This is a genomic window from Bacteriovorax sp. PP10, assembly GCF_035013165.1.
Classification (GTDB): Bacteria; Bdellovibrionota; Bacteriovoracia; order Bacteriovoracales; family Bacteriovoracaceae; genus Bacteriovorax; species Bacteriovorax antarcticus.
This window is the reverse complement of sequence record NZ_JAYGJQ010000002.1, coordinates 977,251-1,000,100: the sequence shown is the minus strand read 5'-3', so window position 1 is coordinate 1,000,100 and position 22,850 is coordinate 977,251. Positions and strand designations below refer to the sequence as shown.

The 22,850-nt window shown below is 39.3% G+C and carries 26 protein-coding genes; 7 read left to right on the top strand and 19 right to left on the bottom strand.

Translation table 11 applies throughout. From position 1 onward, the window contains the following. Nucleotides 1-4 precede the first annotated feature (4 nt). The 4 genes from SHI21_RS14920 to SHI21_RS14905 are packed head-to-tail and all read right to left on the bottom strand — an operon-like array spanning nt 5 to nt 2,444. Nucleotides 5-673: a TVP38/TMEM64 family protein gene (locus SHI21_RS14920; RefSeq protein WP_323577550.1), complete on the bottom strand. Its 669-nt coding sequence runs from the start codon at nt 671-673 to the stop codon at nt 5-7. Continuing rightward, the gene (locus SHI21_RS14915; RefSeq protein WP_323577548.1) at nt 670-1,764 is read right to left on the bottom strand and encodes an AI-2E family transporter; all 1,095 of its coding nucleotides are present in this window, start codon (nt 1,762-1,764) and stop codon (nt 670-672) included. Before SHI21_RS14915 ends, SHI21_RS14920 begins: the two co-directional genes overlap by 4 nt. A gap of 6 nt (nt 1,765-1,770) precedes the next feature. Beyond that, nucleotides 1,771-2,238, bottom strand: coding sequence for a hypothetical protein (locus tag SHI21_RS14910; protein WP_323577547.1), 468 nt, complete (start codon nt 2,236-2,238; stop codon nt 1,771-1,773). Next, the gene (locus tag SHI21_RS14905) at nt 2,235-2,444 is read right to left on the bottom strand and encodes a DUF883 C-terminal domain-containing protein (RefSeq protein WP_323577545.1); all 210 of its coding nucleotides are present in this window, start codon (nt 2,442-2,444) and stop codon (nt 2,235-2,237) included. The genes SHI21_RS14910 and SHI21_RS14905 overlap by 4 nt, the downstream gene beginning before the upstream one ends. Before the next feature lie 82 nt (nt 2,445-2,526). On the opposite strand from SHI21_RS14905, the gene SHI21_RS14900 reads away from it, so the two are divergent. Further along, nucleotides 2,527-2,985, top strand: coding sequence for a hypothetical protein (locus SHI21_RS14900; RefSeq protein WP_323577544.1), 459 nt, complete (start codon nt 2,527-2,529; stop codon nt 2,983-2,985). Here the strand turns inward: SHI21_RS14900 and SHI21_RS14895 are convergent. The 3 genes from SHI21_RS14895 to SHI21_RS14885 all read right to left on the bottom strand — a co-directional run bounded on the left by SHI21_RS14895 (nt 2,982) and on the right by SHI21_RS14885 (nt 6,488). Further along, nucleotides 2,982-4,838, bottom strand: coding sequence for a YgiQ family radical SAM protein (locus SHI21_RS14895; protein ID WP_323577542.1), 1,857 nt, complete (start codon nt 4,836-4,838; stop codon nt 2,982-2,984). The two genes, SHI21_RS14900 and SHI21_RS14895, sit on opposite strands and share 4 nt — an antisense overlap. A gap of 62 nt (nt 4,839-4,900) precedes the next feature. Continuing rightward, the gene (locus tag SHI21_RS14890; protein ID WP_323577541.1) at nt 4,901-5,167 is read right to left on the bottom strand and encodes a hypothetical protein; all 267 of its coding nucleotides are present in this window, start codon (nt 5,165-5,167) and stop codon (nt 4,901-4,903) included. Between the two features lie 379 nt (nt 5,168-5,546). Further along, nucleotides 5,547-6,488: a hypothetical protein gene (locus SHI21_RS14885; protein ID WP_323577540.1), complete on the bottom strand. Its 942-nt coding sequence runs from the start codon at nt 6,486-6,488 to the stop codon at nt 5,547-5,549. Nucleotides 6,489-6,608: 120 nt separating this feature from the next. Here SHI21_RS14885 and arfB point away from each other — a divergent pair, with 120 nt between their 5' ends. Further along, entirely contained in the window at nt 6,609-7,013 is a 405-nt protein-coding gene (gene arfB, locus SHI21_RS14880; protein ID WP_323577538.1) for an alternative ribosome rescue aminoacyl-tRNA hydrolase ArfB, read from the top strand. Here arfB and SHI21_RS14875 read toward each other — a convergent pair. The 7 genes from SHI21_RS14875 to SHI21_RS14845 form a co-directional block, all read right to left on the bottom strand. Beyond that, a complete protein-coding gene (locus SHI21_RS14875; RefSeq protein WP_323577536.1) occupies nt 7,010-7,456 on the bottom strand; it encodes a hypothetical protein in 447 nt (148 codons plus the stop codon). The genes arfB and SHI21_RS14875 overlap by 4 nt on opposite strands. A 272-nt stretch (nt 7,457-7,728) precedes the next feature. Continuing rightward, entirely contained in the window at nt 7,729-8,604 is an 876-nt protein-coding gene (locus tag SHI21_RS14870) for an NAD-dependent epimerase/dehydratase family protein (protein ID WP_323577535.1), read from the bottom strand. Then, nucleotides 8,601-9,716, bottom strand: a complete 1,116-nt coding sequence (locus SHI21_RS14865) for an aminotransferase class V-fold PLP-dependent enzyme (protein ID WP_323577533.1) — start codon at nt 9,714-9,716, stop codon at nt 8,601-8,603. Before SHI21_RS14865 ends, SHI21_RS14870 begins: the two co-directional genes overlap by 4 nt. Before the next feature lie 3 nt (nt 9,717-9,719). Continuing rightward, complete coding sequence (gene ovoA, locus SHI21_RS14860) at nt 9,720-12,767, bottom strand: 5-histidylcysteine sulfoxide synthase (RefSeq protein WP_323577532.1); 3,048 nt, start codon at nt 12,765-12,767, stop codon at nt 9,720-9,722. A 124-nt stretch (nt 12,768-12,891) separates the two neighbouring features. After that, nucleotides 12,892-13,986 carry a PQQ-dependent sugar dehydrogenase gene (locus tag SHI21_RS14855; RefSeq protein WP_323577531.1) on the bottom strand — a complete coding sequence of 365 codons (1,095 nt, stop codon included), beginning with the start codon at nt 13,984-13,986 and terminating at the stop codon, nt 12,892-12,894. Then, the gene (locus tag SHI21_RS14850) at nt 13,983-14,534 is read right to left on the bottom strand and encodes a hypothetical protein (RefSeq protein ID WP_323577529.1); all 552 of its coding nucleotides are present in this window, start codon (nt 14,532-14,534) and stop codon (nt 13,983-13,985) included. Before SHI21_RS14850 ends, SHI21_RS14855 begins: the two co-directional genes overlap by 4 nt. Nucleotides 14,535-14,549: 15 nt before the next feature. Continuing rightward, nucleotides 14,550-15,656 carry a hypothetical protein gene (locus tag SHI21_RS14845; protein ID WP_323577528.1) on the bottom strand — a complete coding sequence of 369 codons (1,107 nt, stop codon included), beginning with the start codon at nt 15,654-15,656 and terminating at the stop codon, nt 14,550-14,552. An 88-nt stretch (nt 15,657-15,744) separates the two neighbouring features. Between SHI21_RS14845 and SHI21_RS14840 the strand changes: the two genes are divergently transcribed. After that, a complete protein-coding gene (locus SHI21_RS14840; RefSeq protein WP_323577527.1) occupies nt 15,745-16,356 on the top strand; it encodes a hypothetical protein in 612 nt (203 codons plus the stop codon). Between the two features lie 3 nt (nt 16,357-16,359). After that, nucleotides 16,360-17,259: a DMT family transporter gene (locus SHI21_RS14835; protein ID WP_323577526.1), complete on the top strand. Its 900-nt coding sequence runs from the start codon at nt 16,360-16,362 to the stop codon at nt 17,257-17,259. A 37-nt stretch (nt 17,260-17,296) separates the two neighbouring features. Here the strand turns inward: SHI21_RS14835 and SHI21_RS14830 are convergent, their stop codons facing one another. Continuing rightward, the gene (locus SHI21_RS14830) at nt 17,297-17,494 is read right to left on the bottom strand and encodes a hypothetical protein (RefSeq protein WP_323577524.1); all 198 of its coding nucleotides are present in this window, start codon (nt 17,492-17,494) and stop codon (nt 17,297-17,299) included. A 152-nt stretch (nt 17,495-17,646) separates the two neighbouring features. Then, nucleotides 17,647-18,972, bottom strand: a complete 1,326-nt coding sequence (mgtE, locus tag SHI21_RS14825; RefSeq protein WP_323577522.1) for a magnesium transporter — start codon at nt 18,970-18,972, stop codon at nt 17,647-17,649. A gap of 209 nt (nt 18,973-19,181) precedes the next feature. Here mgtE and SHI21_RS14820 point away from each other — a divergent pair, with 209 nt between their 5' ends. Both SHI21_RS14820 and SHI21_RS14815 read left to right on the top strand, forming a co-directional pair. Next, the gene (locus SHI21_RS14820) at nt 19,182-19,583 is read left to right on the top strand and encodes a YkgJ family cysteine cluster protein (RefSeq protein ID WP_323577521.1); all 402 of its coding nucleotides are present in this window, start codon (nt 19,182-19,184) and stop codon (nt 19,581-19,583) included. Nucleotides 19,584-19,716: 133 nt separating this feature from the next. Beyond that, nucleotides 19,717-20,727 (top strand): fatty acid desaturase, encoded by a 1,011-nt coding sequence (locus tag SHI21_RS14815; protein WP_323577519.1) that lies wholly within the window; start codon nt 19,717-19,719, stop codon nt 20,725-20,727. A gap of 12 nt (nt 20,728-20,739) precedes the next feature. Here the strand turns inward: SHI21_RS14815 and SHI21_RS14810 are convergent, their stop codons facing one another. Then, nucleotides 20,740-21,048, bottom strand: a complete 309-nt coding sequence (locus SHI21_RS14810; protein ID WP_323577518.1) for a hypothetical protein — start codon at nt 21,046-21,048, stop codon at nt 20,740-20,742. A 73-nt stretch (nt 21,049-21,121) separates the two neighbouring features. Here SHI21_RS14810 and SHI21_RS14805 point away from each other — a divergent pair, with 73 nt between their 5' ends. Further along, on the top strand, nt 21,122-21,517 hold the full coding sequence (locus SHI21_RS14805; RefSeq protein WP_323577515.1) for a hypothetical protein: 396 nt from the start codon (nt 21,122-21,124) through the stop codon (nt 21,515-21,517). A gap of 33 nt (nt 21,518-21,550) precedes the next feature. On the opposite strand, the gene SHI21_RS14800 is transcribed toward SHI21_RS14805, so the two are convergent. Together SHI21_RS14800 and SHI21_RS14795 are read right to left on the bottom strand one after the other, a co-directional pair. Continuing rightward, a complete protein-coding gene (locus SHI21_RS14800; RefSeq protein ID WP_323577514.1) occupies nt 21,551-22,174 on the bottom strand; it encodes a lytic transglycosylase domain-containing protein in 624 nt (207 codons plus the stop codon). A 32-nt stretch (nt 22,175-22,206) separates the two neighbouring features. Beyond that, nucleotides 22,207-22,731 carry a lipocalin family protein gene (locus SHI21_RS14795; RefSeq protein ID WP_323577513.1) on the bottom strand — a complete coding sequence of 175 codons (525 nt, stop codon included), beginning with the start codon at nt 22,729-22,731 and terminating at the stop codon, nt 22,207-22,209. Between the last annotated feature and the right edge of the window lie 119 nt (nt 22,732-22,850).

Sequence of the window (22,850 nt, the reverse complement as noted above, 5' to 3'; positions counted from 1 at the left end):
CAGGTTAGAATTTTCTAATGGCCATTCTAAAAAACCACGGCAGTCCTGCTAGTAAAATAAAAGCAATCACTATCCCTGGACTTAAAATATCCTCCAAACTTCTCACCTTGGCAATCTGCACTCCGCTCCAGGTATACACCAGAACCATTGGTATTCTTCCCACCCAACTGGCCCAAAAGAAATTCCACCAACTAAGTGGTGAGACTCCCATAATAAGATTGGCCACAAAAGAAGGAACAAAAGGAAATAGCCTGAATGAAAAAAGTGCCATAGTTCCTTCGACCTGAAATGAAGAGCGAAACAGGTTCAGCTTGTCTCCATAACGGGCGTAAACATAATCCTGCAAAAAATACCTGGCGATGAAAAATCCCGCTAGATTTCCAATGGCCGTGGCACTTGATGAATAAATCACTCCCGGCACAAATCCAAAGATTGATCCGCCAAGAAGACTGATCATAGAAATTCCCGGCACTGGAAGCATGGCCATAAAAATATTGAAGACAATAAAAAGTGTAATAATTTTGAAAGGCTTTTGTTGATATAAGGCCACCCACTTATCGTGAGAGGCCTTTATATGTTCGAGAGTCGTAAAAAGCGTTACATCAGGAAAAAATAAATACAAAGATATTAAAAGGACAAAAATAATAAGGACAAAAGTTAAAATTTTCTTCATGGATTTTTATTAAAATCTTCCTCTGTCTGAATCATCTGAACTTTCGGTGGAAAATATTCTTCAATAATAATTGGTAAAACCCCATACATCATCGAGGCCAGTAATGGACCGACAAAAAGTCCTGGAAGCCCCATAACAATAACTCCACCGATAACAGCTAGAAACCCAATAAACGCCGGAACTTCAACCTCACCAAGGCTTACTAAATAAGGTCTGATAACGTTGTCAGCGAGTCCACTAACCACGCCGATAATCGACATTGCAACCCCTGCTCCTGTTCTCTTTTCAATCAGGAAAGCAAAAAGAGCAATCGCAAATGCCATCGGTGCCGCACCAATAATGGGAATAAAAGAAATAATAAATGTGAAAAAGAAAATAATATAGAAATCCCCAATCCCACAGGCCAGTGCTCCAAGGGCAACAATCGAAGATTGTAATATCCCTGTTAAAACATTCGAAAAGAAAACTTCCCTGCAACTCGATTTCAATACACCCACGAATTTATCTGAATGGGATTTCGTAAAATAAAAATAACGATCAAAGATCTCACGAATGTGACTTTCCTTAAGCAGAAAGAAGAAAAATGAAAGCATCATAACCAGTAAACCTAATAGCAAATCAGGAATCTGAGTAACTAGATCGCTAAAAGTTTTAAGTGTCCATGATCCGGCATTTTGTAAAAAGTTATTAAACTTCTCTTTAACCATTTCTGCTTCAAGATGATTGTCTGTCGCAAAGTGATCCAGGAAATTATAAACGTATTCTTGAGTCTTTTGCGTAAGCCCTGAAACAGATTGCTGAGAGAAAAACTCAGTAATGATTCTTGCTCCCCTGATACAAAAGATAGTGACAGGAACAGCAAAGATAAAAAAGAGTACGATCGACATAATGATCAGAGCTTTCTTTTTAGTCCAGCCATACTTTCTCATGAAAGCAGTTAGAAATGGACTAAGGGCCAGGGCCAGCATTCCACCAAAAAAGAATGGAACGATAAACGGGCTTAATATATATAAGAAAGATGCGACAATTAAAAACGCAGTAGCAAGTTTGAAAAAATTTCTAAAGAATGTTTCGTGAAATCCATTATTCATTTGTGACTACTCTCTTTTGCTATGATGTTTTTCTTGTTCTCTTTTTAATTCGCGCTCTTTAATGAAATCTAAAATAAGAAGACTGATCACAGATTCAATCGCATTCCCACCAACCGGCGCAGGCGAGGCCTGAACTTCTTTCTTTTCTGATTTAAAAATATCCAGCCAGTTTTGTTTTCTAGTTGCGTAGACCATCACTCCGATACAAATAATTAAAAATCCTAAAATAAACCAGATTGATGGAGTGAACAGTGCTTGTCCGTTATCCAGGTTATTTAAAAACCTTTCAATCAGATAACTCATCCCCATACAAAAAAGTGCCAGACTTCCAACTGTCATCACAACTAAGATTAAAATTCTACGCAATTGATTAAGAATTTCTGCAGAAATTTCCAGTGATTTCTCACCAATAAAATTTTTCTTTCCTAAAAAATAGTTAAGAAAAAACTCTCCGACTTTAAAAAGATCATTCATGAGCGCCTTCCTGAAAAAAGTTTAGCAATAACATAGCCAATCCCAACCGCGATCGCGATGGATGTCAGTGGGTTTTTTTGGACAAAATCCGTAGTCCTGTCTTTAATTTCTTTCAGGCGGTCTTCAATATCTGAAATGCTGTTTTTATCCAGACCCGGAAGCTCCGAGAGAATGTCCAGAGGGCCATTTTTATCTTTCTTTTCCATTGTTAACTCCATTTTTTAATAGCTTAGAGATCTTTACGAAGTTCGTCTAGCACGCAATTAAATAACAAGTTACTATTAACCAATGAAAAACTTAAAACTTCTCACACTACTTTGTACATTAATACTCGCGCCTGCAGTTCAAGCAGAATTAAAGCTTAAGCCATTTGAAACTGATGGTTGCACCATGTTTATCGATGGCACACCCAAAGAGCCGGGGCTGTGGAAAAATTGTTGTATAGAACATGATTTGCGTTATTGGTTTGGCGGCAGCACTGAAGATATGGATGCTACTGACTTGAGACTAAAATCCTGCGTAAATAAAATGGCCGGGGCAACTTGGGCAAATTTAATTTATACCGGAGTGCGTACGGGGCATCATTCACCTGTGAAAAATAAAACTCAATGGAGTTGGGGTTGGACAGAAAAACGCGGGTACAAAAAACTCACGTCAGAAGAAATCGTGGTGATTAAAGAAGAACTAGAAACTCTCAATCTGCCACAGGTAGATATGGCAGATTTTCTGAAGTTCTATTTTCCTTAACCAAACAACTCTTTCGTTAAATCAAATAACTTATTTTTTGCCAGATAATTCTTCACGTAATTTTTGTTTTCCGGTTTGTACCAGAAAAAGAAAGTTCTCTGGCGAGTCTTCTCATCAAGCGTGATGGCCGTCTTCACTTCTTTCAACGTGTACGGGTGGTATCCAGAGTAATAAATCTCTGTCGCCACAGTCATTGGTGTTGGCGTGAAATCCTGAACCTGCTCTAAGCGGTAACCCAGTCTCTTCGTTTTAATCGCCAGCTGTGCCATATCTTCCGGAGTACATCCCGGGTGAGATGAAATGAAGTACGGGATAATTTCCTGACGGATTCCTTTTTTAGCAGAGATCTCTTCAAATTTTCTTTTGAAAGTTTCAAAATAATGGAAGGCCGGTTTTCTCATTGATTTTAAAACGTGATCTTCCGTATGCTCTGGAGCTACTTTCAATCGTCCTGAAACGTGGTGAGTGATTAACTGCTCAACGTATTCATTATCTTTTTTCGGGTCACGTGATCTTTCATTGAACATTAAATCGTAACGAAGCCCTGAACTCACGAATGCTTTTTTAACTTTCGGGTGTTTTGCCACTTCTCTATAAAGTTGAGTCATCTTTTCTGGAGAGGCATCAAGGTTTTTACAGATAACCGGGAACACACATGAAGGTGCCGCACATTTATCACATGCTGCCTGATCAATCCCTTTCATCTGATACATATTCGCTGAAGGTCCACCCATATCGCTGATGTAGCCTTTGAAGTCAGACATATTGGCAATAACGTCCAGTTCTTTCATAACAGATTCTTTCGAACGACTCGCGATCATCTTTCCCTGGTGAGCAGAGATCGTACAGAATGAACATCCACCAAAACATCCGCGGTGAGTGTTAAGTGAAAACTTAATCATCTCGTAAGCAGCGATCGGCCCTCTGTCTTTATATTTTGGATGTGGGTATCTTGTGTAAGGTAAATCAAATGATGAATCAATTTCTGCTTCTGTCATCGTCTGGTATGGAGGGTTGATGACCAGAGTCTGCCCTTGTACCTTTTGCAATAAACGATTAGCGAATTGTTTATTTGATTCTACTTCAACGTGCATGAAGTTTTTTGAGTAAAGCTTTTTATCAGTCAAACAAACTTCGTGAGAGGTTAATTCCAAGTCTTCCCAGAACACATTGTTCATTGGAAGTTTTTCATTTTGTGGATGTAAAAAAGCAGTCTGAGGAATCGTTTTAATTTCGTTAAAAGGAACTCCTGCTAAAAGCATTTTTACCAGGTCTTTAATCGGTTGCTCACCCATTCCATAAACTAGCAAATCAGCACCTGAACTCGTTAAAATATTCGGCATTAATTTATCAGACCAAAAATCGTAATGAGTCACTCGACGAAGAGATGCTTCAATCCCACCGATCATCACCGGAGTCTCTGGATAAAGTTCTTTTAAGATTTTTGTGTACACGCTAGTTGCGTAGTCAGGTCTGAAATCCGGTGATCCACCTGGAGTGTATGCATCAGTTGAGCGCAGTCTTTTTCCTGCCGTATACTTGTTAACCATCGAGTCCATATTTCCCGAAGTCACTCCGAAGAAATATTTTGGCGCTCCAAATTTTTTGAAGTCACGAAGATCATCGCGCCAGTTTGGTTGAGAAATAATCGCGACTCTTAAACCAAGAGCTTCTAAAATTCTTCCCATAACAGCTGTACCGAATGCCGGGTGATCAACGTAAGCGTCACCTGTCACAAGGATAACATCGAGTTCATCCCATCCACGCTTCTTAGCTTCTTTCACAGTTGTAGGAAGCCATGCCGTAATGGGTAGTGTCTCTGGAGAATTTTGGGTGTCTTGATTTTTTGTCATAGGCCAGAAAGTATGTAAAAACACGCTCTCTGGCAATGACTATGGTGATATTTACAGGACTTTTACTTGGTCTTTACGCATGAAAGAGCATTGCCTGTACCGGCATTTGAAAACCAGTAACATGTCACACCTTTTACATCGTCTGTGATGAAATCTACTGCCGCACTTTTATACTCATTTACAGAAGAAGGTGCACGTTCCGGTACCTTGTCCTGCTTTACACCGTCTTTATAAACAACAAACTTCTTACCTTGCAGTAAATAGCCACTTTCGTCTGCAAAGGCCGAAATTGAAATAATTGAAAGAATTAACATAGCTAGAAATTTCATTATCCACTCCTGATTTAGTAGGCCCAGTTCAGTAAACTGATCGGAGTTTTCGGGACATACTTTAGTCGGTAATTGTTTAGAAGGAAAAAAGCCTCTTCCAAAGAGAGCGTTTTTTGTGAATTCGCTGCCATTGGGTCTCAGTGCCCTCTCCGGTTTTGTGGACCATTCCTCTTTTTTCCAGAGATTTAAGAATCAAAAACATCTGATCTTTGTCGAAATTGGGGTATTTTTTCAAAACGTCAGTATCGATATCAAAAACAATTTTTGAAAAGGACATTGGCTCGTAAAAGGACAATGTTGAGAGGATTAAATTTTCAAGTTCCTGACTTTGATCCATACACTCAATCTACCTAGAGGTCATATTTTAGGCCATCGTTTTCTACAGCAGCATTTTAATCAAACTCATAGTGTGAGCTTGTTGATCATATTGTGATCTCGAAAGATGAAAGATATCTATTTTATCCGGACGGTACTTTGTCATCGGCATCAGGTGATCAACATTGGCCTCAATTGCATAGTCCACCTCATAACCATGTGAATGCATCAAAGCACTCGTTAGTGGGACAACGCCATCGTTGTTGCCTGCTCTCGACTGAGTCAGGTTTCTAAAAAGCTCCAACGGTGTATCAAGTCCAAAAACATTGGACTTAAAAGAAGCAAAGTTCAAAAACTTGGTTTTCTTTTTAATATCACCAATAAGATTTTTTATTTCTGCTGATTCCATATAACTTTGACGTTCAGGAATTGTCAGTGCACTCATGCCCCCAACATCTCCGCCCATCCATTCGAATAACGTTTTACCACTGTCTTTTAAAAGAGTGTTATCGTACATAAGACTTGCTACCGGTGCTCCCCAAAAAGGACTTTGCACACTCACCCATCCGCGAACCTTAGGAAGTAAATCTGGTCTTTGTCTAAAGGCCTCTAATGTATCCAATCCACCTTTTGAGTGAGAATAAATCACAACAGGCACCAGCGAATTTTGAATAGCACGGATAATCGCCTTCGCATTTACCGTAGGAGGACTTTCAGTATCAAATTTTAGATACTCGTAATTGATTTGATTTTTTTCTAATAATCTTCGTTGTTCTCTAAAGCCTTCTTCAAAAATAAATCCGACTTTAATTTGATTTCCACTGTTGCTGTCAAAAGACTCAGCAAGAACTCCGGGAACGATGAGAACTTTTAAGCTTTTTAATTTTGTAAGTTCTGATGTTGAAAAAGTTTGCTCCTTCATTTTAGTCGCATAAACGGCGCTTAGGTCATTTGCCATGACCTTTGAAAAGTTTAAAATAAGAGCTGCCAACAATAAGAATTTCATTGGAGAATTATACCAAAAACCTGGGTTTTACCGGGCCAGTTTGTAAAGATTACGGCCCTCTAAAGGTCACTTTCCCGAGGGAGCCTACCCATCCCCTTCTTTTTAGGTTACACTCCCAGTATGTATAAGTTTAATATCCCCGAAAATGAGTATGAATTAAGTTTTTCCCGCAGCGGTGGTGCTGGCGGACAGAACGTTAATAAGGTCAATACCAAGGCGACTTTGCATTGGAATGTCCGTGACACTCAAGTTCTTCCACCTGTTGTGATTGAAAGATTTTATAAAAAATATGGGAATAGAATTAGTGCTGATGGTTTTGTGACTTTAACAAGTCAGGAGCATAGAACTCAGCATATGAATATTTCTGAAGTGGTAAAAAAGCTGCATGACTTAATTGAAACAATCGCGCTTCCACCAAAAGTCAGGAAGCCAACTAAACCTACTAAGTCTTCAGTTAACGAGAGAATCAAATCTAAAAAAGCAAAAGGCGACACTAAGAAGGGCCGCCAGGAAAAATTTTTTTAGTGATAAACCAAAGAACAACTTCCAGAACTTCTACATAAAGTTAAATATCCACCTGTATTTGTATATGAACCTGTCGGTGTATAGTCGAGACCATCGCATGTACCAGCATTAGGAACACCACTAACCGGAGTATTAACAGAACAATCTGTTAAATATGTTCCAGCTGACTGAGTTCCAGCAATAGTTGTTGTACAAGTACATGTCCCACCACCCGCATATGTTACTTGCGAAGTAAAAGGTGTTCCAACTAAGTTCCCTGCTCCCCAATTTAATTCCCATGCATTGTTACTGACTGACCAGACTGTACTGAATAGTTCTTTAGTCGTTGTTCCACCACCACCACCACCAGCTCCCGCTGCTGCAGCGGCAACTACATCATCTTTCTTACAAGACACGGTTAATAATAGTGCACCAAGGAGTATTAATGTTTTTGTGTATTTCATATTCTTGAGTCTATTTTAAACAAAAAAATTAACAACAAGTAATTCAATGAAAAATTTGAAACTGATGCTAGAAGAATACTAAGCTAAACATACTATAAAATATTTAAATTTATATTTACCAATGAAAATTCATTTTCCAAAATAGAGAAAAAAATATAATTATTCCTTGTGTAATATACTTTTTTTGAATTTAAAAACCTTTTAAAGAAATTTAAACATGATAAAGAGCAAATGCTGCCGCTTTAATCTGACGAAGATCCATAAAGTCGTTTCTAGGATTTTGCATACCAGTCAATCAACTCCGGCAAATATTGAGTTAATGAATCAAATTGAAATCCAAGTGATCTTGCTTTTTGATTTGGCATCATGAAGTCAGTGCTAAATCCAAATGGAGAATGATTGGCCTCAGTTGCCACACTCGCTATCACTGCTTTCTTTCCGGTTTTTTGTTCAATCATGGCCACTAAATCTGCCATGGAAATATAACCTGTACCGACTGCATTCACGGCACCAGTAAAGCTTTGTTTCCCAATGTAATTTAAGAATTGCCCTGCTACATGTGATTGAATAAAGCCTAATCTGCTCGAAAAAGAAGGGAAATAAATTTCTTTTCCATTCTTAATCGCATCGATGTGAAATTTTAATCGATGAGTGTAATCGTCTTGTCCTATGACATGTGGAAACCTTACCATCACCACGGGGAAAGAAGCCGTCTGGCTAAACACCGCTTCTGCCTGGCGTTTGGCTTCCTGATAGTCGTAAGGATCTGTGTCTTCCAATTTTATGGGGTAATGTTTGTGATCAAACAACTCTTCACTTAACTCAAGATCATTCTCCGGATCGTAAACTGATCCTGTGCTGGTAAAAATATAACGCTTACATTTTCCTTTAAAGGCCGTGCAAGCATCGTTAGCATTTTTAGCAGACATACAAACTTGATCGTAAATCAAATCGAAAGGTTCAAGCTCAGCTAGTCTTTTTAGATCATCAAGGTTATTTCGGTCTGCTTTTTCAAATTGAGCCTGGCCTTGAAAAGCAAAATCACTATTTCCACGAGTGGCAACGATGACATTGTGTCCTTCCACAATTAAAGACTTAACTAAATGAGCTCCGAAGAATCTCGTGCCACCTAAAACTAGAATTTTCATAAAACCTTCAGGACTCTTTCAATTGTTAAATCAGAAACAAAAGCAGCAGGAGTTAATCTCACTCCAGGTCCTCGAATCGCAAAGTTACATGGAAGTGATTTTAATGCTTCAATTGTATGATCTTTGGGAATGAAGTTAACCATCGCCGATTGGTGATTATCAACACTATAGGGTGAATGAACTTTGTATCCCTTTGCTTCCAGCCCTACTCTGAGTTTCGTCGCCAGTCTGAGAGTTTCTTTTTCAATCACACTCACACCTGTTTTTAAAATCAAATCAACTGAAGCACCAAGAGCGGTAATTTCTAAAACTTGTTTTGATCCTGCTTCAAATTTAAGTGCATCTAGTTTTGGCATACAGACCGAATCAGTCGGGTCATCGCATGTTCCAAACGTATAAGAGCCGACGTTATGAGGTTTTACTTTTCCGATATGTTTCTGATCAATGGCAAGGTAACCCACGCCCACAGGACTGAATAACCACTTGTGAGAGCCACCTGCAACCGCATCGACTCCAAGTTTTTTCATATCAAATGGATGAAGTCCCAATCCTTGAATAATATCGACGAATAAAAAGATATTTTTAGCGCGAGTGATTTTTCCAAGAGCTTCTAAATCAGTTTTAGCTCCAGTTAGAAATTGCACCCAAGACACGGCAATAATTTTTGTCTTATTCGTTATCCTTTCAACTAATAATTGATAAGGAGTTGACAGATTTTCACCAGACTTCACTTCAATAAGATTGGCCTTTGCTCTTTTACAAGCCTCTAGCCAGGGAAACAAATGCGAGCCATACTCTTCTGCCCACGTAATCACTTCGTCACCTTCTTCTAAAGGGTATTGAAAAGCAAACTGACTAACTGCACTTGCAGTGCTTTGAAAAAAAGCGACTTCCGAATGATCACATCCAATAAGTGTGGCCAGAGATTTTCTCGAATTAAAAACGTTCTCAACGTAATCTAAATCAGTATAAAACCCTTCTTTATAAAAGCGGTCTCCCCAATAAAGAATGCGCTCTCTCGCAGGTGCAGATATAGGAGCAAGCCCACCATTGTTTAAATGGATACGCTCCGTCCCCTGATAAAACTCTGATTTAAATTTTTCAATCGTCACTGATTACACCATCGTCTTCATTTCGTTCACCGCTTTTTGTAAGCGATCAAAGTGTAATCTGAATCCTAGTAAGCAAAAACGAATCGCGACTTTTCCATCAATCGAACACGATGACAAAAATAGTGTTCCTTGATTGTTAATTTTTTCCATCAACTTCTTCGTCGCCTCGTCGCCTTTTTTATGAGCGAAAGTTAAAATCGTCAGCTCTGGTTTTGAAACAATTTCAAGTTCAGGAATCTGAGATATTTCTTTAGCTAACCATTCTGCTAATTTTAATTTCTCTTCCAGGTTTAATTGGAATGGACCAATTCCTAGAGTCTTAATCGGAAGCCATACACGCAGCCCTCTGAAGTCTCTTGAGAGCTCCGGAGTGATGTCTGCATAGTCAACCTGATCAACTGGACGAGGTGGCATATATGAATCGTCTGATAAATAATCAAACAACATATGATCTTTATTTTTTACTAATAAACATCCTGTTCCGTAGGGAATAGAAAGTGCTTTGTGTGGATCAAGCGCAACTGAGTCAGTTGATTCAATTCCTTTTAAGATCTCTTTCCCCGCTCCTGTCAGCATGAACAAGGCACCATAAGCACCATCAGCATGTAGCCATAGATTATGTTTTTTCGAGATAGGAAGAATGTCTTGAAGAGAATCGACACAACCAGTTTTTGTTGAACCTAGTGTCGCCACAACTAAGAATGGCTTAAATCCACGAGCAGTATCTTCTTCAACCTTAGCTTCAAGAAGTTTTGTATCCATTTTAAAATCGCGAAGAGGAACAAGTCTTAGGTTTTCTTTTTTGAATCCTAAAATGGCCCACGCTTTAGCAATACAGTGGTGAGAGTCACTTGAAGCGTAAGCTGTGACTTTAGAAAAGTCATGCCCTTCAAGTTTTTCTTTTCTCGCCATTGCTAGTGCACTTAGTGTTGCGTATGAGCTTCCCGTTGTTAAAAACCCTTGTGACGACATTTCATTGTAGCCTACTAAAGTTTGAAACCACTTGATCACTTCCATCTCCAGAGTCACAAGACCTGGTGCCATCATGTAATGGCCAGTGAAAGGATTTAGTGTCTGGGCAATCAATTGAGCTGTATTAGAAATAAAGTTTCCAGCACCAGCAACGTAAGCGGCAAATCCCGGATGCCCTGGAAGCTGTGAGTACTTTGCCATGTCTTCAAAAATAGTTTTCATCAGCACACCGTAATTTTCGGGGTGAGCTGGAAAGTTTTTTGTCGTTTGGTATGGAATGCTGAAATTTTCTTTTAATCCATTAACGGCCGGATCATGAGCTTCCCCCATTGGAGATTTAGAAGGCATCTCTTCCATGTACTTCAACACTTGAGTTTCAGTCTGATCAAAGATCGCTTTCATTTCATCATGAGCTAACTCAAGCGGCTGCTCAATGTTTTTCCACCAGTCTTTCGTATTCATCTGATCCAAGATGTTTTCACGACGAGGGTGAATGTACTCTTTTGCTTTTAATAAAAGTTTTGCTCCGTTGTCACTTGATCCATCAAGAGTTGCGGCCATTCTAAAACCTGAGTGCTGATAGAAGTGTGGACGGAAATGAAATCTCGCCCAGTGACTTGCTTCGTGCCCACAGCTCATGAAAGATCCACCTCTGATCATTTGGTGTTTTCCATCAAAGCATGGTGTAGAAAAATCATCATACAATGGATCGATCTTAAATCCTTCAAGCGGATTGAACTGATCGACTAACCAGTGCCATGTATTTCCGTACAGGTCGCTGTTTACGTCTTTTGCCGATGACCAGATGAAGTTAAAATTTTGTTTGTACTCATCATTGTAGTCAGTAAAACCTTTATAAGTTTTATAAGCGTGTTTTTGTAAAACAGGATCTTTTGTTTTTGGAGTTAGTGAAACGAATTCTGCTTCAGTTAACAGACGGTATTTCAAATTGGTTTTATCTAATTCTGTTTTCCAATTGCAGAAGGCCTGGGCTTCGTGAAAGTTTACTTCTACCGGCCATGACATTGGAAGAGGAATCATTTCAAAAACAGTTCTTAGCTCATACTCGTGTGAGCCTTCAGGGCCTGTTGCTACCCAGAACGTCGGGCGTTTAGTGTTTCTAAATTTTCTCCAAAGAAGTCCTTCTTCGCTCCAGTACTTATCAGTGATGTATCCACCAGAGGCCACGAAATCTAAGTATTCATGATTAGTGATTTGATTTTTTGTATACTCAAAATCTTTAATACTAACAGTACGGCTTCCGTATTCATTATCCCAACCATAAGATTCAGTCTCAAAAGGTTTTCCAATTGTGACAGTCTCACCTGTTTTTTTCTCCCAAGAATTTTCTATAATATTCTTCGGAGTATTTTTCGACGGGTGAAGTGGCACCCAGAACTTTGGAGTTTCAACATACTCAATCGGAAGTTCACGCATCAATACGCTTGAAGTTTCAAAGTGAATTTTCTCGTGCTCCATTCCCATCCATAGTGACCACCATGGTGAAGACTGATTGTGAGTCTTTAATTGATTTAAGTCCGGGTGAGTTTTAATCAAGTCAACGATGATGTCATAGACGATTTTTCGATACGCATGAACAGCAGAAACTTTCGGCCAGTTCATTTCGTTTTTGGACATATCATCCCAGCTCATCTCATCAACACCAGTCTCCAGAACTTTTTCCAGATAGATATTGATCGGCTCACTTTGGAATCCGGCCAGGCGGAGTTTATTAATATATAAAACTGCCGGGTGACCATAATAAAAAATAAGTGGATGTCTTAGAGCGTGGTATGGAGGTCTGATATAAGCTTCTTCAACTTTTAAACTTTGAAAAAGTAATTCTGTCAGTGTCCATGAGTTATTGAAGTAAGCTAAGATATCTTCGCGCGTACAGATACTAAGATTAAGTAATGGTAGAGCAACCAGACAATTTCTTTCCTGATCAAAACCAGGACATTTTTCTGGAGGCAAACCAGTCCACCATGAATCACCAAATTCTTTTTTTAACTGGTGTTCGAAAGTGACTTGTTTTCCGGCCTTAGAGAGGTTCGGATTTCGTGTGATACTGACAGACATAAGGGCCTCAATAAGATGAGAGAGTCATTAATAATTCCCTCTCATTTTCTGCCACTTTTAAAGTTTTGTCATTGGAAGAGTTGTCAGCCTAAGCTTTGACTAAGTTAGGTTCCGTATTGGTAACTTATGGTACTGGTTTTAGTCTTAAGATTTTACCGCTATCAGTAGATAAATAGATGAGCCCATCGGGGCCTGTTTTTACTTGTCTAAAACGCTCTCCTAAGTCTTCCAGAAGCTTTTCTTCCTTCACGATTTTTCGATGAGCATCAGTCACGATGCGGTGAAGATGACTCCCCGCTAATGTTGCTAAAAATAAATTTCCTTCAAATTTTGGAAAGGCCCTTCCTTCATACATCATCATCCCCGAAGGACTAATTGATGGAACCCAATAATAGAGTGGCTGCTTCATTCCCGCCTTTTCTGTCGTTCCAATGGTTGGTCCCCAGTACTCGCGGCCGTAAGTAATCACAGGCCATCCGTAGTTTGCACCCTTTTCAATTAAATTAACTTCATCACCACCACGTGGGCCAAACTCTGCATCTAATAAAACACCTTTCGAATCAATAATTAATCCTTGTGGGTTTCTGTGACCGTAACTCCAGATCTCAGGAAGTGCATCTTTCGTTTTTACAAAGGGATTATCACTCGGTGCCTTTCCATCAGTCGTAAGTCTAAGAATTTTTCCATGATGAGTAGTTAAATCCTGAGCGCGGGATCGAATATTTCTTTCACCAACACCCATGAAAAGGAATCCATCTTTATCGATAGCGATACGTGATCCAAAGTGCTCACCCGTACTCTCAAGTGCCTTTGCCTGGAAGATTCTCGTACCGGTAAAAGACTTCTTATCACTTGAAAGTTTTCCTTTCATTAAACTCGTCGTGCCTTTTTTGTCGACAGGGTCCGAGTATGTTAAAAACACTTCATCATTTTTAACATAAACATCAAGCAACCCACCTTGACCATGATTGAAAACTTTTGGTACTCCCGTTATTTCAGTTGCCTTCTTAGTTTTCAAATCAAGAACTCTCATCTTTCCATCGCGCTCAGTGAAAATCATAAGACTTTCTTCTTTAGGATTTAAAAAATCAAATCCCCAGATCACATCCTTTCCTTCAAAAAGAGTTTCGACTGTAAACTTTTGTCCCTCAGAGACATAGTCTTTAGAAAAAATATTCATTGATGAAAGTGCCGCGATTAGAAAGATGAATTTTTTCATAGAGGAAATCCATTAGGATTAGGTTTTAGTCTGCAAAAAGCTGTACTGAAATCTTTCATATACATAAGAAAGAGAATGTCTTTTGTTTCTAAGTTCTGTCTTGCCCAGTAAATAATTTGCGGGTTGCCGTCTTTGTTTAAGAACTGAGTCGTTGTCGACGTTGGATGAAATGTCAGTCTTCCATTTCCTTTCCAGTTAGGTAAAAACTTTTCTTTTGCTTCTTCAAAAGACAAATTCCCAAGGCCATTACTTTCACCAAAATACTGCATCGAGCCCGTCATGTAAGCGCCCATTTCGTCAGTATTAAAAAGCATTCCTGCATAATGAGTTGTATCTGGATTAAGTGAACTTGAAAGATGATTACACTCTCCCGAATACATTCCCGGATAAAATGCCAGAGCGTTTGGTGTCGCTAAAAATTCATCGAACAACGCCTGCATTTTTGGCGTGCAACCATAATCGCAGGCCCCTTTAAAAACCTCAGGAGCATCCCATGCGTGGACACTTAAACTCATCAATAAAACCAGACCAAAAATCATTTTTTTCATTGTGTACAACTCCATTTATACATTTAAAGTGAAGGCCAGCCTTTCCTCGCTTTTCCCATTCACTTTGATATTCCAGTAATGTTTTCCGCTATAATACGTTCTCGTCGTCACCGGCTTCAGCGGAATGTTAAACGACATTTTCTTTTGCTCTAAAGATTCAAGCTCAATACTCTTGCCTTTAAAACATTTAATATTGTGAGTGCTGTTTGCTTTTAACAGATGAACTTCATGATCAAGAATGATCTTTAATTTCTTCTTTCCCATGTTTTTAAATTCAACTTCAACTTGCAGTACACTTCCAAGATCAACTTTCTTCGTGATAATTTTTGAAGTGATCACTTCCACCAGACCAGACTCAACTCCGTGAAGAAGAAAAGCTTTCTGATGCCCTTTTTTAATCAGAGTCCTGCTGGCATGACGAATGATCCAGTCGACATTTTTATCGCCGGCACTCGCTTTTTTCCATTCCAATAATTTCTTCACAACGAGATCAGGATGATTTTTCGAATGGTCATTCACGTGATTGGCCACTGACTTTCTCACATACTCCGACTCATCATCTTTTAATGTTTCTAAAAGATCCCATGTCGCCATCGGGTCCTTCACAAAACTATGAAGCTTTTGCCCCCAAGGCAGTAATGGACGTGAGCCTTCACTCACCAGTCTTCTCACATGTTCATTTTTATCATCTACCCATGACTCAAAAAACGTCAGCGTTCTTTTTTCATCGTGAATAAAAAAAGCTCGGACAGCAAACTCAGCGGTAAAAACTTTCGTCATCTCTTTTAAAACATTCATTGATAAATCAAATTCAGTAAGTCCAAAGCGGGCGACAAATTCAGTTAACGGCCAGGCAGCAAAACCTGAAAGCCCTACACTGTCTTTCTCGTTTAGTTGAATCGCCCCTTTTAAAATCTTCAGGGATTTTTTAAGGTCCTTCGGTAAAAACTCATGAAGCCTGTTGGCCAAAAAGATCACGCGATCTTTTAACTCCAAAGGTGCCAGGGCATCACTCATGCCTTTCATAAAGTTCTTTTGATCGAAATCTGGATAGTTGCGACTGATAGCTTTTGCAGTTTGAAGAGCTACTTTGTCATTGATCATATTTTTGAAAGGTTCCATAGGATTAAAAGTATATTAGACAAAATTCCTTAGGCAAAACGGGGTGCGTAAATTTGCACAGAATTCGCGGCCGTGATAAGAATAATTCATGCCAGAGCTAAAAAATTATTTAAGTGATCTCTATGAGACTAACGGACTTCCGTCTTCCCATGACAGAAGATTTGCACTGATCAAAGAGATGGAACTCCTGGAAGGTAAAACAATCCATTGTTTTACATGTCCAGGAACCTGCTGCACTTCCCAGGCAAACTCGATGCAAATCACACCTATCGAGGCCTTAGAAATTTTACAAAGTTTACAAGTCGACCAATTCGACAATTCCCAAATGAGCGCCTTTAAAGAACGCATGACCAGCACAGTTTCAGGTTACCGCCTGAACGTTGAAATCTACACCGGCAAAAAAAATTCATCAGCATTAAGAAAAAACTACACCTGCCCATTTTTTAATAATGGATCCCTTGGCTGTGGTCTTTCCCGTTCGGCCAAACCTTATGGATGTCTAGGCTTCAATCCAAAAACCAGTGATGATAATGGACAAACTTGCTCATCAAACATTGAAGTGCTGGAAGTTCGAGAGCATTCCTTCCAATCTAAAGAAGATTTGGTAAACGCCCAAATTAGAAAAGAGTTAAATCTTCCATGGATTAAACAAAATATTCCTCAGGCCCTTTTAGATACGGCGCTTGCCCTATACAATTAAGGGATGTTTAAAAATCTTAGCAGCAGACAAGTAGGCTTTATCCAAATTATCCTTTCCGGGATGTGTTTTGGCGCTTTAGGTTTTTTTGGGAAAATGGCCTACAGAGTTTCGGTTGGGCCCGGAGAATTGCTGGCCCTTCGTTATTCAATCTCGGCCATTTTTATGGGACTCACAATCCTCTTCACGAATCCGAAATCTTTTATTCTTACTCGCTTCCAATTAATCTCCTCTCTTCTTTTAGGAATTTGTGGATACGCACTTTTTTCTAGTTTCTTTTTTATCGCTCTGACTGGACTCTCAGCTTCACTCACAGTTTTACTTCTCTATACCTACCCAGTGATGGTCGCAGTACTTTCTCAATTTATTTTAAAAGAGCATCTGGGAAAAAAAGGAGTCATGGCCCTGGGCCTCGCTTCTGTCGGAATGATTGGTTTAGTCTGGGGAGAGCTTTCAATCAGTGATCCAAAGTTTTTACTCTACGGAGTTGGTGCCGCCTTTTTTTATTCAATCTACATAATGTACTCAAGAAAATACTTAAGTGATGTTCCCGCGATGCCTTCATCTTTTTACGTACAGCTTGGTGCGGGGACTGTCTTATCTCTTATTCATTTTCATAATTTCGAAAGACCCGTTTCAATTGTCATAAGTCATCCGGCCATTATCATAGGCATGGCCATCATCTGCTCATTCATGGCGATGACACTATTTCTTGCAGGTTTAAGAAGAATCACTTCGAGCGAAGCTTCGATCTTAAGCACGACAGAGCCTCTCTTTGGAGTTTTGATTGCAGCTATGGTGTTGGAAGAAAAATTATCTATGATTCAAATTAGCGGCGGGGTTTTAATTTTGATTGCGATGGTCTTGCTGGCCTTATCAAAAGAAAAACAAAAACAGGAGTTTTAACACTCCCGTTTTTGCTTAATCAATATAGGGCAAAAAACTATTTTACAGGAGCAGCTTCTGTAGAAGCAGTAGGAGCAGCAAGTTTAGCTTTTACACATGACTTAAGTTCTTTCTTAGTTTTACCTTCTGACTTACAAGCAGTAACAGCTTCTTTACGAGCTTCTTTAGAAACTTTTGTTCCAGCGAAAGCTGTAACAGTTGAAAGAGCAAGAGCGATGATTAGTGCGTTTTTCATAAATATCTCCATAATTCTACCACTCGTTATGAGCAGTGTTGGTTGTCTATGGATACATTCTGGACCTATGATATTAAGACGAGATTTAAATGGGATTAATTAATTTTAATCCCATTTTTAAGTATAAAATTGAGTATTTTCAAGGACTAGGGTCAGAGCAAAATGCCCTTTAGGAATAGGCTCGCCACAGTAAAATAAATGACTAATCCTGTTACATCGACTAATGTCGCGACAAATGGTGCAGACGAAGTGGCCGGATCGAGACCTAATCTTCGCAGTAAAAATGGAAGCATTGATCCTGCAAGTGTCCCCCACAATACAATCCCCACTAAACTACAAGCAACTGTGACCGCCACTAAAACATAGTGCTCACCATAAAGTGTTTCTTTACCAGGCCATAATAAAATTCTCATAAGACCAATAGATCCAAGAATTAAACCTAAGCATACACCTGAAATTAATTCTCTATTTAAAACTCTCCACCAGTCACGCAGACGAACTTCACCAAGTGCCATCGCACGAATGATAAGTGTAGTTGCTTGCGATCCAGAGTTACCACCAGAGCTGATAACAAGTGGGATGAATAAAGCGAGAACAACGGCCTTTGCGATATCGTGTTCGTAATGGCTCATCGCTGTTGCTGTGAACATTTCCCCAATGAAAAGTGCCATCAGCCAACCCGCACGTTTTTTAATCATCGACGGTAAACTGATATCAAGATACGGCTCACCTAGTGCTTCCATACCCCCGATCTTTTGAATATCTTCAGTCGCTTCTTCTTCGATAACTTCAACAACGTCATCTACTGTAATAATACCTTTCATGACATTGTTTTCATCAACAACGGGAATCGCAAGTAGATTGTGATTAGAAAAAGTTTTCGAAATACTTTCCTGATCTTCATCTTGAAGAATCGTCACCAGGTCAGTGTTCATATTCTCTTCAACTGTCGTCTGCGCTTTAGCGAGGAACAATTCACGAAGAGAGATAACACCCAAAAGAATTTGTGTACGGTCTAAAACGTAAGCGTAATAAATTGTTTCAATATGTGATTTCGATTGAGCACGCAGGTATCTGATCGCTTCTTCTACTGTCATCTCCGGGCGAAGACGAGCAAAACGCGAGTTCATTAATCCCCCCGCCTCATCTTCTGCGTACGCTAGTAGCGCTTTAACTTCTACCAGTGTTGCATAATCAAGATAGCGAAGAGCTTCTGCTTGAGACTCATCAAATAAATTTTGAATTAAATCGGCGATATCATCCGGTGCCAGCAAACGAATCCATGAACGTCTTTCAGCATGTGGGATCAGTTCGAAAATTTCGGCCTGATAATCTGACGACAGATTAATAAAGAGTTCTTCCTGGTCAATACGCCCAAGCATCATGAACACTTGTTCACGCTGGTTATGCGTTAAGCTTTGCCAGTTATCCAGTAAGTTTTCTAGAGAGAAATCGTCATTTAGAAGGTTGTTTTCCATTTAAGCACCATATTCAAATACAATCGGTGAATCTTAAGTGGAGGGTACAGGAAGTCTTACGACTTAAAGTGATTCTCCACTGAGCAATTTAATACAAATCTCTTGGGATCTTCGTCCATTTTTGTAGCCTCAGTAGAGTTAATAATATTTACCGAAATTTAAACTCACTCTATCTAAATGGCAAACACTTTTATAGTATCCCCTGCAAGATGAGTAAAAAAAACACGCCTGGGAAAATTCAGGAACACCTTAAAGATTTGAACCGCTGGCTCCCTTATAAGAAGGGAATGTGCGATACGTGCGAAGGTTTATGCTGTTATATGCCCGTCGAGGTAATGACCCCCGACCTGATAAGACTTGGGATTCTAGCTGAGTTTCATTTAGAGCTTTCAGAAAAAGAACAAATTAAAGATGCCCTTAGACACCCCGGTGTTCTGAGATACACGCCTTCCACGTCCAAATTCACCCTGACCCAAAAACCTGATGGCTCATGTTTCTTCCTGGATGCAAACAAAAGATGTACTCAATATGAAACCCGTCCCGACACTTGTCGCAACCATCCTAAAATCGGACCCCGTCCAGGCTTTTGTGCCTACATGAAGAAAGAATAAGAAGCGTACCTCGAAAGTAACCATCTCCCTCTATTGTTCCGGCAGCTTAAGGTAACCAAGTTCACCATAATTTCTTTAAAATTTTTTATAAGGGCCATTCAAAAAGCTTTTGAGTTGAGCTAATGTGCCCCCCATGAAGACAGAGCGCGATTTTATTCATACAGACGGCCCTAATTATCACATCAGTAGAAGACGTGAAATTATAGCAAAGCACCCAGAGATCAGAGATCTTTACGGGCCTTACACTCCCTCTGCTTTATACATTGTTTTAATCGTCGCTTTCCAATTAGCACTTTCATATTTTTTAAAAGACCAAGCTTGGTGGGTTATCGCTCTTGTTGCTTACGCTGTCGGAGCTTTCGCTAACCACTCTCTTTACGTCATGATTCACGAATGCACACACAACGTTGTTTTAAAAACAGCGCTGGGAAATAAGATCATGGGTCTTGTTTGTGACATCCCTCTTGTCTTGCCATCAGCAATGGGATTTAGAAAATATCATATGATTCACCATAAACATTTAGGTGAATACTCGTACGATCCGGATATCGTCAGTCATACAGAAGCAAGACTTGTTGGAAACTCTGCGATCAAAAAAACTCTTTGGATTACTTTCTTCTCTCTTTCACAAGCTCTTCGCCCGCTTAAAGTTCAGTTTTATAAACCACTAAACTTTTGGACGATCACAAATACAATTTTAAATATCGCAATCAACGTTGCCGTGTTTATTTATATCGGACCGATGGCACTTCTTTATTTAACTCTTTCAACTTTGTTTGCCCTTGGTTTACACCCATTAGGTGGACGTTGGATTCAAGAGCATTTTATTACGAAAGAAGGACAAGAAACTTACAGTTACTATGGCCCTCTTAATAAGTTAGCTTTCAATATGGGTTACCATAATGAGCACCATGACTTCATGAATGTAGCGTGGATTAACCAACCGAAAGTTAAGAAGATGGCGCCGGAGTATTACGATACGCTTGTGAGTTATAATTCTTGGACTGCTGTTTTAATAAATTTCTTATTCAATCCGAAGATTGATTCGTATACCAGAATGGTTCATCCAGATCGCCACCCGAAGGCGGCGGTGGATAATGAGAAAAATCTTTATTCTAAAGAAGTGATTGAGACGTTCTTCTAGTCTTTAAAGTTTTTAGTTACCAGGAACCCCTTCAATCGCTTCCTTCTCAGTCAAAGCTTTATGTTCAGCTTTCTGCTTATCACACTCTTCTTTGCTCGTATTAAGCTCACAAGTCTCATCCATAGACTTTCTTCCAATCTTTCTTAAGAGTCTCTTGGTCTCCCCAGAAACCTTCTCAGCAGTCGCCTGGATCTTCCCTTTATCTTCTTTCGTTGGAATTTCTTTTTTCTCAGTAGTCGTTGTAGTTGTCGTCGTCTTTGCAGTTTCTGCATGCAGAGATATTGAAAGTAACAAAGTCATCGTGATCGTTAAAATTTTCATTATATACATCCTTTGAAAAATAAACCTTCTATGTTTAAATGATAATAGCATTACTCTTATCAAGGAAGAAAATATGTTTTCAAAAGTTGCTCTCGCTTCACGTTACATTCTCGGTCTAATGTTTACGGTCTTTGGTGCAAATGGACTTATGATGGCCTTCACTGGAAATGGCTTCATTCCAATGCCTCCTCCTCCAGAGAATATGATTACAATCATGACTGGATTTGCGGCAACTGGTTACTTAATGGGATTAGTCTCGCTACTACAATTTCTTTCAGGTGTACTTCTATTAAGTGGATTCTACATCAACGCTGCAATCGTTTTTCTTGGACCAATCATTGTTAACATTTTCCTTATTCACGTCTTCGCAGAACGCTCTGGTTTACCAATGGCAATCTTCGTGGTCATTTTATTTGTTATTCTTGTTAAATCGAGATGGTCAGATTTCAGACCGCTTGTAAGAAAATAAGTTATCTAAGGCCATCCTAGTGATGGCCTTTTTTTATTCTGCTTTAGATGAGCAAAATGGCAATTGATCGAGATGTTTTTTAAACCAAGTTGTTAATAGTTTTCTTCCGCTCTTATCATTCTGACGAAGTGGTCCCCATAATAAAATATGTTTTCCAAATAACTGCCCTTTCAAATCAGGACGAAGCATTCTTCCACTTGCAGTTGGTGCACCTTCAAGTTGCCATGAAAGCATTCTCACTCCACAACGAAGATGATCATTAGGCTCAGCAATTTCTTCTGAAGTTTTCAGGCCACAATTGGTTCTTGCCGTTGCTTTTGAAAATTGTAGCAGACCAATATTTCCGCCACGTGAACGGACCTTTGTATTGAAGCCACTTTCTGCGCGAGTTAATGACGATAAAAAAACAATCCAGAAATCTTTTTTCAATTCATTGTCAGTGACACTATTGTATCCCGGGCAATCTAATTCTTTCAGATCTTCTGCATTGATCTCTTGATTCATAATAACTGATTCAGCTTCGAGTTCTAATTCTGCACGAACAGCTTCATTCCAGGAATTGTCCCAAGAGTAGTTTGATTTGTAAGGAAGGATTTCAACTTTAGAATGTAAAGATGAACTCGTGACTAAGAGTAATAGGGGAAGAAAAAATTTCATCCCCTATTTTGGACTAAACCGAATGTTTCTGTCTAGTATTTTGAATTCTTAAGCTGCTCTGTGGAAAACCCAAGCTCTTTTGCATATGTTTTATAATCTTGCAGTACTGTTGGGTCCATCGTTGGAGTGCGTGACATAATCCACAAAGTTTTTTTATCATTTGATCCCACCATGACAGTGTCGTAACCTCCACCAAGTTTAATGATATTGTAATCACCTTTCACTCTGAATAATCTGGTCCAAAATGTATCAAACGTAACAATCAATCGAGCATTGTTTGGGGCATCTTGAATCACACCTTTTCCATTAATGTCTTTTGTCTTTCCATTTTCCTTATAACAAACATTGTGAACACTAATCGTTTTCTCATTAATGATTCCATACTCCGCTGTTTGTCCTTCGCAATTTCTTGTAAAAAATTGTGGCAGTGATGTGATTGTGTACCACTTACCAATGAAGCGCGCGACATCAACATCACTTGCAACAGGAAGTGGCTCAGGCTTTGCAAAAGCACATATTGAAACTAATAAACTGAGGCACAAAATTAATTTTTTCATCATTCTCTCCTTGGATTTTAAAATACTTGTTCAGTAACACGAACAATTAAAAGCAAAATGAATGCCACGGATTCTGGGGCAGATTTCACCAGATGTAAGAATGACGCTCTTGATTACTT

Coding starts and splice junctions, on each gene's coding strand:
- SHI21_RS14920 (WP_323577550.1), bottom strand. CDS start 673: ATGAAGAAAATTTTAACTTTTGTCCTTATTATTTTTGTCCTTTTAATA.
- SHI21_RS14915 (WP_323577548.1), bottom strand. CDS start 1,764: ATGAATAATGGATTTCACGAAACATTCTTTAGAAATTTTTTCAAACTT.
- SHI21_RS14910 (WP_323577547.1), bottom strand. CDS start 2,238: ATGAATGATCTTTTTAAAGTCGGAGAGTTTTTTCTTAACTATTTTTTA.
- SHI21_RS14905 (WP_323577545.1), bottom strand. CDS start 2,444: ATGGAAAAGAAAGATAAAAATGGCCCTCTGGACATTCTCTCGGAGCTT.
- SHI21_RS14900 (WP_323577544.1), top strand. CDS start 2,527: ATGAAAAACTTAAAACTTCTCACACTACTTTGTACATTAATACTCGCG.
- SHI21_RS14895 (WP_323577542.1), bottom strand. CDS start 4,838: ATGACAAAAAATCAAGACACCCAAAATTCTCCAGAGACACTACCCATT.
- SHI21_RS14890 (WP_323577541.1), bottom strand. CDS start 5,167: ATGAAATTTCTAGCTATGTTAATTCTTTCAATTATTTCAATTTCGGCC.
- SHI21_RS14885 (WP_323577540.1), bottom strand. CDS start 6,488: ATGAAATTCTTATTGTTGGCAGCTCTTATTTTAAACTTTTCAAAGGTC.
- arfB (WP_323577538.1), top strand. CDS start 6,609: ATGTATAAGTTTAATATCCCCGAAAATGAGTATGAATTAAGTTTTTCC.
- SHI21_RS14875 (WP_323577536.1), bottom strand. CDS start 7,456: ATGAAATACACAAAAACATTAATACTCCTTGGTGCACTATTATTAACC.
- SHI21_RS14870 (WP_323577535.1), bottom strand. CDS start 8,604: ATGAAAATTCTAGTTTTAGGTGGCACGAGATTCTTCGGAGCTCATTTA.
- ovoA (WP_323577532.1), bottom strand. CDS start 12,767: ATGTCTGTCAGTATCACACGAAATCCGAACCTCTCTAAGGCCGGAAAA.
- SHI21_RS14855 (WP_323577531.1), bottom strand. CDS start 13,986: ATGAAAAAATTCATCTTTCTAATCGCGGCACTTTCATCAATGAATATT.
- SHI21_RS14850 (WP_323577529.1), bottom strand. CDS start 14,534: ATGAAAAAAATGATTTTTGGTCTGGTTTTATTGATGAGTTTAAGTGTC.
- SHI21_RS14845 (WP_323577528.1), bottom strand. CDS start 15,656: ATGGAACCTTTCAAAAATATGATCAATGACAAAGTAGCTCTTCAAACT.
- SHI21_RS14840 (WP_323577527.1), top strand. CDS start 15,745: ATGCCAGAGCTAAAAAATTATTTAAGTGATCTCTATGAGACTAACGGA.
- SHI21_RS14835 (WP_323577526.1), top strand. CDS start 16,360: ATGTTTAAAAATCTTAGCAGCAGACAAGTAGGCTTTATCCAAATTATC.
- SHI21_RS14830 (WP_323577524.1), bottom strand. CDS start 17,494: ATGAAAAACGCACTAATCATCGCTCTTGCTCTTTCAACTGTTACAGCT.
- mgtE (WP_323577522.1), bottom strand. CDS start 18,972: ATGGAAAACAACCTTCTAAATGACGATTTCTCTCTAGAAAACTTACTG.
- SHI21_RS14820 (WP_323577521.1), top strand. CDS start 19,182: ATGAGTAAAAAAAACACGCCTGGGAAAATTCAGGAACACCTTAAAGAT.
- SHI21_RS14815 (WP_323577519.1), top strand. CDS start 19,717: ATGAAGACAGAGCGCGATTTTATTCATACAGACGGCCCTAATTATCAC.
- SHI21_RS14810 (WP_323577518.1), bottom strand. CDS start 21,048: ATGAAAATTTTAACGATCACGATGACTTTGTTACTTTCAATATCTCTG.
- SHI21_RS14805 (WP_323577515.1), top strand. CDS start 21,122: ATGTTTTCAAAAGTTGCTCTCGCTTCACGTTACATTCTCGGTCTAATG.
- SHI21_RS14800 (WP_323577514.1), bottom strand. CDS start 22,174: ATGAAATTTTTTCTTCCCCTATTACTCTTAGTCACGAGTTCATCTTTA.
- SHI21_RS14795 (WP_323577513.1), bottom strand. CDS start 22,731: ATGAAAAAATTAATTTTGTGCCTCAGTTTATTAGTTTCAATATGTGCT.